The sequence below is a fragment of the Candidatus Eisenbacteria bacterium genome, from assembly GCA_035577985.1.
Lineage (GTDB): Bacteria > Desulfobacterota > Binatia > DP-6 > DP-6 > DATJZY01.
Genome location: DATJZY010000032.1, coordinates 17,862 through 31,504, shown reverse-complemented (window position 1 = coordinate 31,504; position 13,643 = coordinate 17,862). Strand labels below are relative to the sequence as shown.

Below are 13,643 nucleotides of genomic sequence, written 5' to 3'. Positions count from 1 at the left end.
CGGCGCGCCGGCCGTAGGCGACGCGGCGATGCGCCGGGCCGTCGTGAGCTGCGTGCTCCTCGCCCTGCTCGCGGCGGGATGCGGGGGCGACGCGCGCGAGCGCATCATCGTCCTCGGGCTCGACGGTATGGACCCGGAGACCGTCGATCTGCTCATGTCCGAGGGCAAGCTGCCGCACTTCGCTCGCCTGCGGCAGGAGGGCGCGTACGGGCGCCTGCGCAGCATGCGCCCGATCCTCTCGCCGATCATCTGGACGACCATCGCGACCGGCAAGCCACCCGAGGCGCACGGCATCGGCCACTTCGTCGCCGTCAACGAGAAGACGGGCGAGCAGCTCCCGGTGACGAGCCGCATGCGGCGCGTGAAGGCGCTCTGGAATCTCTTCTCGGGCGCGGGTCGCACGGTCGCGGTCGTCGGCTGGTGGGCCACCTGGCCGGCGGAAACGGTCCACGGCGCGATCGTGAGCGACCACACCTGCTACCACTTCCTCTTCCCCGAGGGCGCGAGCGGCAGCCACCTCGACGTCGGCATGGTGCATCCTCCGGAGCTCGAGGCGGAGATCACGCCGCTCGTGCGACGGCCGGGCGACGTCGGCGCGGGCGACCTCGCGCGCTTCGCGACCGTCCCGCCCGAGGAGCTCGCGCGACCGTTCCGGTTCGACGACGAGCTCTCACACCTGCGCTGGGCCATCGCGACCGCGGAGACGTATCGCGCAATCGGGCTTCGCCTGTGGCGCGAAGAGCGGCCCGACCTGCTCATGGTCTACATCGAGGCGACCGACTCGACCGCCCACCTCTTCGGCCATCTCTTCCGTGCCGGCCCCATGGGCGGCGAGCTCGCCGCGCAGCAGGCGCGCTTCGGGCACACGGTCGAGGAGGTCTATCGTTTCGCCGACGAGATCGTCGGCGACTACATGGCCGCGATGGACGCCGGCACGACGCTCGTCGTGCTCTCGGACCACGGCTTCCTTCTGGGCGCGCTTCCCGACGACCCGAGCACGATGCGCGACATGCGGCGCGTGACCGAGCGCTACCACCGGATCGACGGCATCCTCTACCTCTACGGCGCGCGCGTCCGTCCCCGCGCGCGCCTGGATCGCCCGGCGCTGCTCGACGTCGCGCCGACGCTGCTCGCGCTCGCCGGGATCACTCCGCCGGCCGACATGCCCGGCCGCGTGCTCACCGAGGGCATCACCATCGACGATCCGGTGCGGTCGATCGCGAGCTACGAGGACGGCACCAGCGTGACCGCCGCCGACAAGGCCCCCGACGCCGGCGTCGATCCGGCGATCCTCGATCGCCTGCGCGCGCTCGGCTACCTCGAGACGTCGTCGCCCAAGGCGGACCGCACGCTCGCGGGGCGCCAGTTCGAGGCCGGCCGCTTCGCCGAGGCGGCGGAGGCCTACCGGCGACTCGTCGATGCCAATCCGAGCGACGGCGGGCTCCGGGCCAGCCTTGCCGGTGCGCTCGGCGCGCTCGGGCGCTACGACGAGGCCCTCACTCAGGCGAGCGAGGCGATCCGGCTCGAGCCGCTCGGTCCCGAGGGCTATCACAATCGCGCCCTCGTCCTGGAGCGCCAGGGCAAACGTGACGACGCGCTCCGTGACTACCGCGCGGCCGCGCAGTGCAATCCGGGTTACGAGCCGGCGAGGCACGCTCTGCAGCGCCTCACCGGCTCGCCGCTGGCCAGCCCACCCCGGACCGACGCCGAGCGCCGTGCCCTCGCCGTCACGCAGCGCGCCAGCGCCGCAGCGCGTCGCGGCGACTACGACGCCGCATGGCGCCTCCTCGACGACGCCGCCCGCGTCGCGCCCGACTACTCGCTCGTCTACCAGTACCGCGCCAACGTCGCCTTCCTGCGGGGCGATCGCGCGGCGGCGATCGCCGCCCTGGAGCGCGCGCTCGCGCTCGATCCCGAGAACGTGCTCTATCGCGGCAACCTCCAGCGACTGCGCGCGGCCCCCACGACGACGATCCCCCCGAATGGGTGAAATCTCGTCGTAGTCGGCACCGAGAGTGCAATCTGGCCTTCTCGTCCCGCCCCGGGGTGTGCTAACGCAGGCGCGTGAACGGGTGATCCGCGCGGGAGGTGCGCCGATGGTCCCGATCTCGTGGCAGCGTGTGAGTCGTCGTGCGCGGCGAATCGCCGGCGCGCTCGCGGTCGTATGGACGGCGACCGGAGGCCTCGCGAGCGCGTCGAGCTTCGTCACGTTCGAGAGCGGTCACGTGCGGCCGCTCGCGCTCTCGCCGGACGGATCGCGCCTGTTCGCGGTCAACACGCCCGACGACCGGCTCGAGGTCTTCTCCGTCACCGCGGCGGGGCTCACGCACACGGCGTCGATCCCGGTCGGGCTCGAGCCCGTCGCCGTCGCCGCGCGCACGAACGGCGAGGTCTGGGTGGTGAACCACCTCTCGGACAGCGTCAGCATCGTCGACGTCGCGAGCACGCCGGGACACGTCGTGCGCACCCTGCTCGTGGGCGACGAGCCGCGCGACGTCGTGTTCGCCGGACCGGGCGGCTCGCGCGCGTTCATCACGACGGCGCATCGCGGCCAGAACAGCCCGATCGATCCGCAGCTCACCACCCCCGGCGTCGGACGCGCCGACGTGTGGGTGTTCGACGCGACGGACCTCGGCACGACGCTCGGGGGAACGCCGATCACCATCGTCACGCTCTTCACCGACACGCCGCGTGCGCTCGCCGCGAGCCCGAACGGCGCGACGGTCTACGCCGCCGGCTTCCACACCGGCAACCAGACCACGACCGTGAACGCGTTCGCGGTCTGCTCCGGCAGCTCGGCGGTGGGGCCGTGCACGATCTTCGGCGCGACGATGCCCGGCGGCCTGCCGCCACCCGACACGAACTTCCAGGGGATCACGCGGCCCCAGGTGGGGCTCGTCGTCCGGTTCAACGGCACGACCGGGCATTGGGAGGACGGGCTCGGCCGCGACTGGAGCGCCGCCATCAACTTCGCGCTGCCCGACCGCGACGTGTTCGCGATCGACGCGAACGCAAATCCGCCCGTCGAGACCGCGTCGTTCGCGCACGTCGGCACGGTCGTGTTCGACATGGCGGTCAATCCCGTGTCGGGCACGGTCTACGTCGCCAACACCGAAGCGCGGAACGAGGTCCGCTTCGAGGGCCCCGGCGTCTTCGGCGGCAGCACGGTGCGCGGCCACCTCGCCGAGGCGCGCATCACCGTGCTCGACGGCGGCGGCGTGCACCCGCGCCACCTGAACAAGCACATCGACTACGACGTCGTGCCGAGTCCGCCGGGCGTGAAGGACGCGAGCCTCGCGACACCGCTCGGCATGGCCGTCACGGCCGACGGCACGACGCTCTACGTGGCCGCCTTCGGGTCGAGCAAGATCGGCGTGTTCGACACCGCGTCACTCGAGGACGACACGTTCATGCCGAGCCCGTTCGACCACATTCCCGTCACCGGCGGCGGTCCGAGCGGCGTCGTGCTCGACGAGCCGCGGCACCGCCTCTACGCCTTCACGCGTTTCGACAACGCCGTGTCCGTCGTCGACACGACGACCCGGTCGGAGGTCGCGCACCTGCCGGTCTTCAATCCCGAGCCGGCGAGCGTGACCGCGGGGCGGCGCTTCCTCTACGACGCCGTCGCGACGTCCAGCAACGGCGAGGCGGCGTGCGCGTCGTGCCACATCTTCGGCGACTTCGACAGCCTCGCCTGGGATCTCGGCGATCCCGACGGGGTGGTCGTATCGCCGGTCCCGAATCCGTTCCGTCTGGGCGGCACGTTCGGGATCACCTTCGACGGCTTCCATCCGATGAAGGGGCCGATGACCACGCAGACCCTGCGCGGCATGGCGAACAACGGGCCGATGCACTGGCGGGGCGATCGCACCGGCGCCAGCACGGGCGGCGACGCGCTCGACGAGACGCTCGCGTTCAAGGCGTTCAACGTCGCGTTCGACGGGCTCCTCGGCCGCGGCGGTCCGATCGACACCGACGACATGCAGGCGTTCACCGATTTCATCCTGCAGGTGACGCTGCCCCCGAATCCGATCCGGGCGCTCGACGACTCGCTCACGGCCGACGAGCAGGCCGGGCGCAACTTCTTCTTCGGATCGGCGTCGGATGTGTTCTCGAACTGCAACGGCTGCCACGCGCTGAACCCGTCGCTCGGGCAGTTCGGCACCGACGGGCTCATGACCTTCGAGGGCGAGACGCAGTTCTTCAAGATCCCGCACCTGCGAAACCTCTATCAGAAGGTCGGGATGTTCGGCTTCCCGCACGTGATCACCGTCACGGGCAGCGACTTCGGCTGGAAGGGCGATCAGGTCCGCGGCTTCGGCTTCCTGCACGACGGGAGCTTCGACACGCTCTTCCGCTTCCACAACGGGCTCGTCTTCAGCCAGGACTCGTCGTTCTTCGGCCCGAACCCGGGCGGCTTCCCGAACGGACCCGCGGGCGACCTGCTGCGGCGGCAGGTCGAGCGCTTCATGCTCGCGTTCGACTCGAACCTGGCGCCGATCGTCGGACAGCAGGCGACCCTCTCGGCCGCGAGCGGGCAGGACGTGCACGATCGCATCGATCTCTTCCTCGACCGCGCCGCGCACGCCGAGTGCGACGTCGTCGTGAAGGGCGTCCTGAACGGGCGCATGCGCGGCTGGGTGCGGTTGGGCTCGGCATTGTTCCGGAGCGACTTCGACTCCGAGCCGGAGCTCACCGACGCGGAGCTCCGCGCGCTCGCGACCGCGCCCGGACGTGCCTTCACGTACACCTGCGTGCCGCCGGGATCGGGCGTCCGGATCGGCATCGATCACGACGACGACGGCTTCCCGGACCTGACCGAGCTCGACGAGGACGGCGATCCGGACGATCCGAACGTCACGCCGGGGGGCGGCTCGCCGTTCGTCCTCATCGGAACGCGCGCCTTGAAGCTCACCGACGGCGCTGCGCCGACCAGTCGGAGGGTGACGTTCAAAGCGAGCTCCAGCCGGCTCGACCCGCTCGCGCTCCGGATCCTTCCGCCGGCGTACGGGTCGTCCGCCGATCCGAGCTTCCACGGCGCGCGCCTCATCATGTACAACGCCGCGGGCCTCACGCTCGACGAGGCGCCGGTCGACCTGCCGGCGGTCGGCTGGACCGTGCTCGGAAGCGTCGCGAGCCCGACCTACCGCTATCGCGACCGCACCCCGGGCGCGCCGATCTCGCTCGTCACGGTGACGCGCGACCGGATCGTCGTGAAGGGGGGCGCCGCGAGTTGGGGCTACACGCTCGACGAGCCGAGCCAGGGACGCGTCGCCCTGCGCCTCAGCCTCGGTACGGGCCTGCGCTGGTGCGCGGACGCGCCGGCGAAGACGAGCGGCAGTCCCGCGTCGACCACGCCCAACGACCGCCCCAATCGCTTCGTCGCGCAAGCGAAGTCGCCTGCACCCTCCTCCTGCCCGCCGAGACCGTGATCGATCGAAGGAGAGCCCTCACATGACATTCTCGCGCATCGCTCTCGTCCTCGTCGCGCTGCTGGCGAGTCGCGCGCCCGCCGAGGTAGGTCCGAAGGGAAGCGAGTTCCAGGTGAACACGTACACGTTCGGATTCCAGGGCGAGCCGGGCGTCGCCGGTGACGGCGCCGGGAACTTCGTGATCGTCTGGCAGAGTGGCAACTACAGCACGGGACGCGACGGCTCGTCCGCCGGGGTCTCGGCGCAGCGCTACGACGCATCCAGCGCGACGGTCGGAAGCGAGTTCGTCGTGAACACCTACACGACGGGCTACCAGCGGTTCCCGGCGGTCGCGGCGACCCCATCCGGCGACTTCGTCGTCGCCTGGCAGGGTGGCTCCAACAGCTCCTTCTACGGCAATCAGCAGGACGGCTCGGCGTCGGGCGTCTTCGTGCAGCGTTTCGACCCCGCCGGCGCGAAGGTCGGGCCCGAGTTCCTCGCCAACACCACGACGCGCGGCCGGCAGGCCGCCCCGTCGGTTGCGCTCGATACCGCCGGGAACTTCGTGGTCGTGTGGGAGAGCGGCAACTACCAATTCACCCAGGACGGGAGCAACACCGGCATCTTCGGGCAGCGCTTCGACGCCTTCGGAACGCCGCTCGGACCCGAATTCCAGGTGAACACCTACACCACCGGCCCCCAGTTCCGCGCCAAGGTCGCGTCCGATGCGCTCGGCAACTTCGTCGTCGTGTGGCAGGGCGGCTCGTACGGGCTCGCCCAGGACGGCAGCAGCTCGGGCATCTTCGGGCGCCTGTTCGACAGCGCGGGCACGCCGCTCGGACCCGAGTTCCAGGTGAACACGTACACCACGGGCCAGCAGATCCGTCCGGCGATCGCGCGCGACGCGCTCGGGGACTTCGTGGTGGTGTGGGAGGACTCGTACAACGGGCACGACGGGTCGTCGTCCGGCATCTTCGGCCAGCGCTTCGACGCCTCCGGGATGCCGATCGGCGGCGAGTTCCAGGTGAACACCTACACGACGAGCGAGCAGGTCGACCCGAGCGTCGCGACCGACGACCTGGGCAACTTCGTCGTGGCGTGGCAGCGCGGCTACTACGGTGACACGGGGGACGGATCGGGCAGCGGGATCTTCGGGCAGCACTTCTCGACCGGCGGGGTTCCCCTCGGATTCGAGTTCCAGGTGAACACCTACACGACCAGCTACCAGCACCAGCCGCGCGTCGGCGCGGCGGCGGGCGGCGACTTCGTGGTCGCGTGGGAGGGCGCGTACTTCCAGGACGGCTCCGGCACCGGCGTGTTCGGCCAGCGCCTCAAGACGACCGCCTTCACCGCGCCCGAGCTCGTCGCCGGCAACCGCGTCGTTCTGCACGACGATCCGCTGAACGCGCGCAAGAAGAGCCTCTCCGCCCGGGCCGACGACGTGACGATCGACCTCGGCGGCGGCGAGGGCAGCATCGACGATCCGACGCTCAGCGGCGGCCATCTGCGCGTGCGGAGCGAGACCTTCGACGACACGTACGACCTGCCGGCGGCGAACTGGCGTGCCGCCGGCACCGGACCGTCGCGCACCTACGTCTATCGCGACTCCGCGCTCCTCGCGGGTCCCGTGAAGGCAGCACGCTTCCGCCAGGGCCGGTTCAAGGTGGTCGGACGCGGCGCCCAGCTCCAGCACTCGCTCGCCATGAACCCCGACCCGCTGGCGATCGTGCTGCAGCTCGGCGACCACGGGCAGCGGTACTGCGCGGTGTACGGCGGGACGACGGAATACAAGCCCGACAAGGTCTACCGCGGGCGGAACGCACCGGCGCCGAGCGTGTGCCCGCGGTGACCGGCCCCTTGCGCCGGCGCTGCGCGCGGCGCTAGCTAGGACCTCCGTCGCGCCGCCGGGCGTGCGAGGAGGTCACGATGCGCTGGAGACCAGGGGGCCGAAGCGCCGATCTCGAGGACCGTCGTGGCGAGGACGACGGCGGAGGCGGCGGCCCGCGCTTTCCGGGCGGCATCCGGATCGGGCTCGGGGGCATCGTCGTGCTGCTCGTGCTCTCGGTCATCACCGGGCAGAACTTCCTGTCGATCCTCGATCCCGGCATGACCGGCGGCGGGGGCTACGACGACGCGCAGCAGCAGGCGCCGCGGCCGTCGTCGCCCGAGGACGAGGAGCAGGTGCAGTTCGTGTCGTTCGTGCTCGACGACGCGCAGTCGACCTGGAACCGCGTGCTGCCGGCGGCCGGGCGGCCGTATCGCAACGCGAAGCTCGTGCTGTTCACGAACGGCGTCCGCTCGGGGTGCGGCTTCGGCGAGACGGCGATGGGCCCCTTCTACTGTCCGGTCGACGAGAAGGTGTACATCGACCTCGCCTTCTACCAGGAGCTGAAGCGACGCTTCGGCGCGCCGGGCGACTTCGCGCAGGCCTACGTCATCGCGCACGAGCTCGGGCACCACGTCCAGAAGGTGCTCGGCATCTCCGACAGGGTCCGCCAGTTCCAGGAGTCGAACCCGAGCCAGGCGAACGCGATCTCCGTGCGCATGGAGCTGCAGGCCGACTGCCTCGCCGGCGTGTGGGGGCACTCGACGAACGAGCGCAACATCCTGGAGCAGGGCGACGCCGAGGAGGCCCTCAACGCGGCCTCGGCGATCGGCGACGACCGGATCCAGAAGAGCGCCACCGGAACCGTCAATCCGGAGACGTGGACGCACGGGTCGTCGGCCCAGCGGGTCGCGTGGTTCAAGCGGGGACTCTCGTCCGGGCGCATCGACGATTGCGACACGTTCTCGGATCGCCTGCCGAGCGAGCGATAGGTCGCGCGACGCCGCCCGTGGCGTCGGGTGCGTGGCGTGGTCTACGATGAGGCCATGCCCGAGTTCCGGTTCCAGGAGATGTTCCCGCACGGCGCCGACACGACGCCGTATCGGCGGCTCGACGGATGGTGGGTCGGCGAGGATTCGTTCCGGGGCGAGCGCATCCTCACGGTCGACGCGGCGGGCCTGACGGTCCTCGCCTTCCAGGCCGTCCGCGACGTGTCGCACCTCTTTCGACCGGGCCATCTCGCGCAGCTCCGGACGATCCTGGAGGACCCGGAGGCGTCGGCGAACGACCGCTTCGTGGCCCTCAACATGCTCCGCAACGCGTGCGTGTCGGCGGGCATGGTGCTGCCGTCGTGCCAGGACACGGGGACGGCGATCGTCGTCGGCAAGAAGGGCCAGCGCGTGTGGACGTCGTCCGACGACGAGACGGCGCTCGCGCGCGGCATCTACGACGTCTACCAGCAGACGAATCTCCGCTACTCGCAGCTGGCGCCGCTCTCCATGTTCGAGGAGCAGAACACCGGGACCAATCTGCCGGCGCAGATCGAGATCCATGCGACCTTCGGCGACGAGTATCGCCTGCTCTTCGTCACCAAGGGCGGCGGCTCGGCGAACAAGTCGTTCCTGTTCCAGGAGACGCCGGCGATCCTGAACCAGAAGGCGCTCCTCGCCTTCCTCGACCAGAAGGTGCGGACGCTCGGCACCGCCGCCTGCCCGCCCTACCACCTCGCGATCGTCGTCGGCGGAACGTCGGCCGAGATGAACCTCAAGACCGTGAAGCTCGCGAGCTGCCGCGACCTGGACGACCTGCCCACGCGCGGCAGCGAGCTGGGGCACGCCATCCGCGATCCCGAGCTCGAGGCCGAGGTCTGGAAGATGACCCAGCGCATGGGCATCGGCGCGCAGTTCGGCGGCAAGTACTACTGTCACGACGTGCGCGTCGTCCGCCTGCCGCGTCACGGCGCGAGCTGTCCCATCGGCATCGGCGTCTCGTGCTCGGCCGACCGGCAGGCGAAGGCGAAGATCACGCGCGACGGCGTCTTCCTGGAGCAGCTCGAGGCCAACCCCGCGCAGTACCTGCCCGACGTCGACGAATCGAAGCTCTCCGGCGACGTCGTGAAGGTGGACCTCCGCGCGCCCATGCAGGAGATCCGCGCGACCCTCTCGCGCCACCCGGTGAAGACGCGGCTCGCGCTCACCGGCCCCGTGATCGTCGCGCGCGACCTCGCGCACGCGAAGCTCCGCGAGCGCATCGAGCGCGGCGAGGGGCTGCCGCAGTACGTGAAGGACCATCCGATCTACTACGCCGGGCCCGCGAAGACGCCGAAGGGCTACGCGTCGGGCTCGTTCGGTCCCACCACCGCCGGCCGCATGGACTCGTACGTCGACCTCTTCATGCAGCACGGCGGCAGCTTCGTGACGCTGGCGAAGGGAAACCGCTCGCCCGCCGTCGCCGAGGCGTGCAAGAAGCACGGCGGCTTCTATCTGGGCTCGATCGGCGGCCCCGCGGCGATCCTCGCCAAGGACAACATCCGCAAGGTGGAGGTGCTCGAGTACCCCGAGCTCGGCATGGAGGCGATCTGGCGGATCGAGGTCGAGGACTTCCCCGCCTTCATCGTCGTCGACGACAAGGGGAACGACTTCTTCGGGCGGCTCTAGGAGCGACCGAGACGCGCGAGCTCCGTCAGCTCGCGCCGTGCCTCGTTCGCCCACGGGGTGTGGGCGTAGCGCTTCTCGATGTCCGCGAAGGCGGCGCGCGCGGCAGCGGTGTCGCTCCAGCGCAGCGCCTGGGCGTGGCGGAACTGGAGCTCGATCCAGAACGGGTCCTCGCCGTAGGCCGCGCGATACGCGTCGGCGTAGGCGAGGCCCGCCCCGACCCGGCGCTCCTGGAAGGCGATGAACGCGAGGTAGTAGCGCGCCTGCCGGACGTAGTCGGGCGGCGTCTGGGGATCGACCACGATCGCCTCGAACATCCGGCGCGAAGTTGGGTACTCGCCACGCGCAAACCGGTATTGCGCCTCGCCGAACCCGCTCTCGGCCGCCGCGAGCTGCGGATCGAGCGGCTCCTTCGGGAAGCGACGGCGGTACTCGGCGGCCCACCGCCGCGCCGCCCGAAAGTCGCCCCGATTCGTCGCGTCCATGCCGAGGCGCACCAGCACCGGACGCGCGCGGGCGGGGGACAAGCCCTGCTCGAGGCTCGCGGCGAGCTGCGTCGTCGCGCACGACGGCCGTGCGGCCTGCGCGCACGCGATCCCCGTCCAGTAGGCGAGATCGGCCGAACCCGCGCCCTCGGCGAGCAGGCGCTGCCCGATCTCCGCCGCCACGGCCGCGTGACGCCCCTCGGCGAGCGCCCGCACGATCGCCACGCGCGCCGCGCGCGCCGGATGCTTCACCCACAGGCGGTCGGCCTTCTCGGCGGCCTTCGACACGCGCCAGATGCGCAGCGGCTCGGGTCGGTACGGCATCCGCGGCGCGCCGTCGAACGTCGCAACCAGGCGCCAGTGCTTCGGCGGCCTGATGCCGTCGAGGAAGCAATGGCAGGGAAGGCACGTGTACCAGGGCAGGCGCCCACCGCCGGTCACGAGCACGCCCTCGGTGAGCTTCCGGAACTCCTTCGCGCGGCCGGCCGACCGTTCGCTCAGGATCGGGATCGTCCGATCGCGCCCGAACGCCTCCGGATAGAAGAAGCTGTAGTACGACGCCAGGTGCGCGTCGCTGATGATGCGCTCGTCGGGAAACCGCTCGTGGGCGAGCGCGACGGCGCGTCGCTCCTCGCCGAACGCATCACGGGTCGGAAACGTCACCTGCCAGGCCTGCACGACGCCGAGCGCGAGGAACGCGGCCAGGAACGACCATCCGATGCGCGACCGCCAGGCCACCAGCTCGCGCACGTAGGCCGTGAGGGCCAGGCACAGCGGCAGCGACGCGATCGTGAGGTAGCGGAAGATGTGGGGCACGAACGTCACCCAGACGCCGTGCACGCGACCCGCCGGCATGGCGGACAGCCCGGCCACCACGATCGCGAAGTACACGAGCCACTTCCCCGCGCGCACGAGGCGCAGGGCGAACAGGACGGCGAGCAGGACGAGCGTGTGCGGATACCAGCCCGCGAAGTACGCGCCGTAGTCGTTCGGCAGGAAGAGCATGCGCGGATAGTCGAGCACGACGTCACGGTCGTACGGCACCAGGTTCGCGAACGCCTTCGCGATCGTCACGTAGTGGAGCGGATCGCCGAAGCTCCACCACTGCCAGGCGCAGAAGAGCGCGACGAGGAACGTCGTCTCGCCTGCGGTGAGCAGCGCCCAGCGCCAGCTCGTCCGCAAGCGCGGCAGCGTGTCCAGCACCATCATTGCGCCCACGAAGAAGACCCACGGCTTGCTCGCGAACCCGGCGAGGAAGAGCACCGCGCTGCCGGCGGCGGCGGCGTGCCGCAGCGCGGGACGCGCCTCGTCACGCAGCGCGACGGCGTAGAGCCAGAACGCACCAAAGGCGTACGTGGCCAGCATGACGTCGGGCGCGAAGAGCGTGCTGCAGAGGACGTCGAGCGGGAAGACCGCGAGCAGCGCCATCGCCACGAGCGCGGCGGTCGCGTCCCACTCGAGGCGCGCGATCGCATAGACGAGCGGCAGGTTCAGGATCGAGCAGACGGTGATCGGGCCGATGACGCCGATCTCGCGATAGCCGACGACCCGGATGAACCAAACGATCGGGATCCACATCCCGAAACGAACGTCGTAGGGGTCGCCGGGATCGTACGTTCCCGCGCGCGCCAGGCGGAAGAACGCGGACGTGAAGTTGGGATCGTCGCCCAGGCCGTAGCCGCTGTAGAGCGCGAGCCGCAGCGCGGTCCCGAGGGCGAGGATGCTCCAGAAGAGCACGCGTTGGCGACGCGTCACTGGGTTGGCCGTGTAGCAGGCGCCGGCGGACGGTGACCAGGGCAAAAACAATCGGGGCGCGGCGCGCAGGCGCCACGCCCCGATCTCATCGTGCGAAGATCCTCGGAACTAGTGTCCCGCGCCGACGAGCGCCGCGACCGTGAACCAGTCGTCGGTGATGCCGGCCTTCTCGCCCTGGTGGTAGTACCAGCCCTGCTCGCCGGGGAAGCGCGGGCTCGGCAGCGACGCCTTGGTGGCGTGCTCGAGCTGCATGTCGACCATGTCGATCGCCGGCGCGAACGGCATCTCGTCCTCGTAGACGATTCCGCCAGGCACCGACTTCCGGAAGCTCAGGTCGTTGATCCAGATCTTCCAGAGCTCGCCCGAGCGATCGTAGATGTCGGAGAACGGGATGCCCCAATACTCCTTGTCGATGTAGAGGACGCGCTTGGAGTAGGCGTACTGTGGGAGCTTCGAGATTCCTTCGATCACGTACACCTTGCGCTTCTCCCACACGTCGTCGAAGGCCCAGTCGACCTTGTCGTCCCACTTGACCGGGAAGTGCTGTGCGTGGACGGCGCCCAGGACCTCCTTCTCTCCGAGGAACTTCCACTCCATCCACGAGATGTGACCGGCGTAGCCGTAGTAGCTGTCGACGTCGGTGTCCTGCCCGAAGAGGGCGTCCGAGCGCTGCGCGGTCGAGAGGCGACGCACGCGGCGGAGCGACGGGAGGTAGAGCCACGAATCGTCCTGCTTCGCGGAATCGGTGTACCGGTTGCCGAGCGCACCGACGCCCTTCAGGTCGAAGGGCTCGAGGATCGGGTACAGGCCCTGCTGCGCGCGGTAGCCGTTCGGGTTCGGTTTCGACGGCTTGGGCTCGACGTAGAGCCGTCCCGTCCAGAAGAGTCGGCGCAGATGGTCGAGCAGGAAGTGGCGCTCGACCGTCATCGGGCCCTTCGCGGGGATCGACCCCGTGTCGGCGTCGAAGTTCCGGAGATCCGTGTCGTCGATCCCGTTCACGAACCCGTACTCGTAGTTCCACATGACCTTGATGGCGAATTGCGGGTCCTTCGGGTCGAGGGCCGGAAACGGTTGGCCAGCGACGTAGTTCTGTACGTTCATCCCGTCCGGGGTGAGCTTCACCTGGCCTGCGTACTTCTCGGTCGCCTCCTTGTAGGCGCGCGGCCATTCGACCTTCTTGGTCTCGACGACGGTGATCGGCAGGCCGTGCTTGATGCACCACTCGAGCCCGGGCGAGATCAGGTCCTTCGCCTTGTCGACGTTGGAGTCGTTGATCTTGTCGCCCGGCGATACGTCGGCGGTCGCGACGAGCGCGCGCAGACAGATCGCCAGGGCCGCGGCGCAGGTCACGATGAAGCGGCGGTCACTCATGAGATGTCCCCCTCCTGTGGAGCTATCTCCCATAGCACCCTTGTGGGACGCTGGGGAGGGCATTGCCGCAGGGGGATCGATCGGTTACTGACATGAACAGTGTCAACCACGAAGGAGGCTCTCGCACGCCGCCCGCGGCGAG

The 13,643-nt window shown here is 70.1% G+C and carries 7 protein-coding genes; 5 read left to right on the top strand and 2 right to left on the bottom strand.

What is annotated here, in order from left to right:
- Nucleotides 1–28 precede the first annotated feature (28 nt).
- From VMS22_05115 to VMS22_05095, 5 genes are all read left to right on the top strand, one after another.
- Nucleotides 29–1,990, top strand: coding sequence for an alkaline phosphatase family protein (locus VMS22_05115; GenBank protein HXJ33402.1), 1,962 nt, complete (start codon nucleotides 29–31; stop codon nucleotides 1,988–1,990).
- Between the two features lie 106 nt (nucleotides 1,991–2,096).
- The gene (locus VMS22_05110) at nucleotides 2,097–5,432 is read left to right on the top strand and encodes a hypothetical protein (protein ID HXJ33401.1); all 3,336 of its coding nucleotides are present in this window, start codon (nucleotides 2,097–2,099) and stop codon (nucleotides 5,430–5,432) included.
- 22 nt (nucleotides 5,433–5,454) lie between these two features.
- Nucleotides 5,455–7,260 (top strand): hypothetical protein, encoded by a 1,806-nt coding sequence (locus VMS22_05105; GenBank protein ID HXJ33400.1) that lies wholly within the window; start codon nucleotides 5,455–5,457, stop codon nucleotides 7,258–7,260.
- Nucleotides 7,261–7,337: 77 nt separating this feature from the next.
- Nucleotides 7,338–8,228 (top strand): neutral zinc metallopeptidase, encoded by an 891-nt coding sequence (locus VMS22_05100; protein ID HXJ33399.1) that lies wholly within the window; start codon nucleotides 7,338–7,340, stop codon nucleotides 8,226–8,228.
- A gap of 54 nt (nucleotides 8,229–8,282) precedes the next feature.
- Nucleotides 8,283–9,893: a fumarate hydratase gene (locus tag VMS22_05095; protein HXJ33398.1), complete on the top strand. Its 1,611-nt coding sequence runs from the start codon at nucleotides 8,283–8,285 to the stop codon at nucleotides 9,891–9,893.
- Here the strand turns inward: VMS22_05095 and VMS22_05090 are convergent.
- Entirely contained in the window at nucleotides 9,890–12,130 is a 2,241-nt protein-coding gene (locus VMS22_05090) for a glycosyltransferase family 39 protein (GenBank protein ID HXJ33397.1), read from the bottom strand. The genes VMS22_05095 and VMS22_05090 overlap by 4 nt on opposite strands.
- Before the next feature lie 108 nt (nucleotides 12,131–12,238).
- Entirely contained in the window at nucleotides 12,239–13,501 is a 1,263-nt protein-coding gene (locus VMS22_05085; protein HXJ33396.1) for a DUF1329 domain-containing protein, read from the bottom strand.
- Nucleotides 13,502–13,643 lie beyond the last annotated feature (142 nt).

Excerpts from the sequence above, each read along its gene's own strand:
- VMS22_05115 (HXJ33402.1), top strand. The coding sequence starts at position 29 with ATGCGCCGGGCCGTCGTGAGCTGCGTGCTCCTCGCCCTGCTCGCGGCG.
- VMS22_05110 (HXJ33401.1), top strand. The coding sequence starts at position 2,097 with ATGGTCCCGATCTCGTGGCAGCGTGTGAGTCGTCGTGCGCGGCGAATC.
- VMS22_05105 (HXJ33400.1), top strand. The coding sequence starts at position 5,455 with ATGACATTCTCGCGCATCGCTCTCGTCCTCGTCGCGCTGCTGGCGAGT.
- VMS22_05100 (HXJ33399.1), top strand. The coding sequence starts at position 7,338 with ATGCGCTGGAGACCAGGGGGCCGAAGCGCCGATCTCGAGGACCGTCGT.
- VMS22_05095 (HXJ33398.1), top strand. The coding sequence starts at position 8,283 with ATGCCCGAGTTCCGGTTCCAGGAGATGTTCCCGCACGGCGCCGACACG.
- VMS22_05085 (HXJ33396.1), bottom strand. The coding sequence starts at position 13,501 with ATGAGTGACCGCCGCTTCATCGTGACCTGCGCCGCGGCCCTGGCGATC.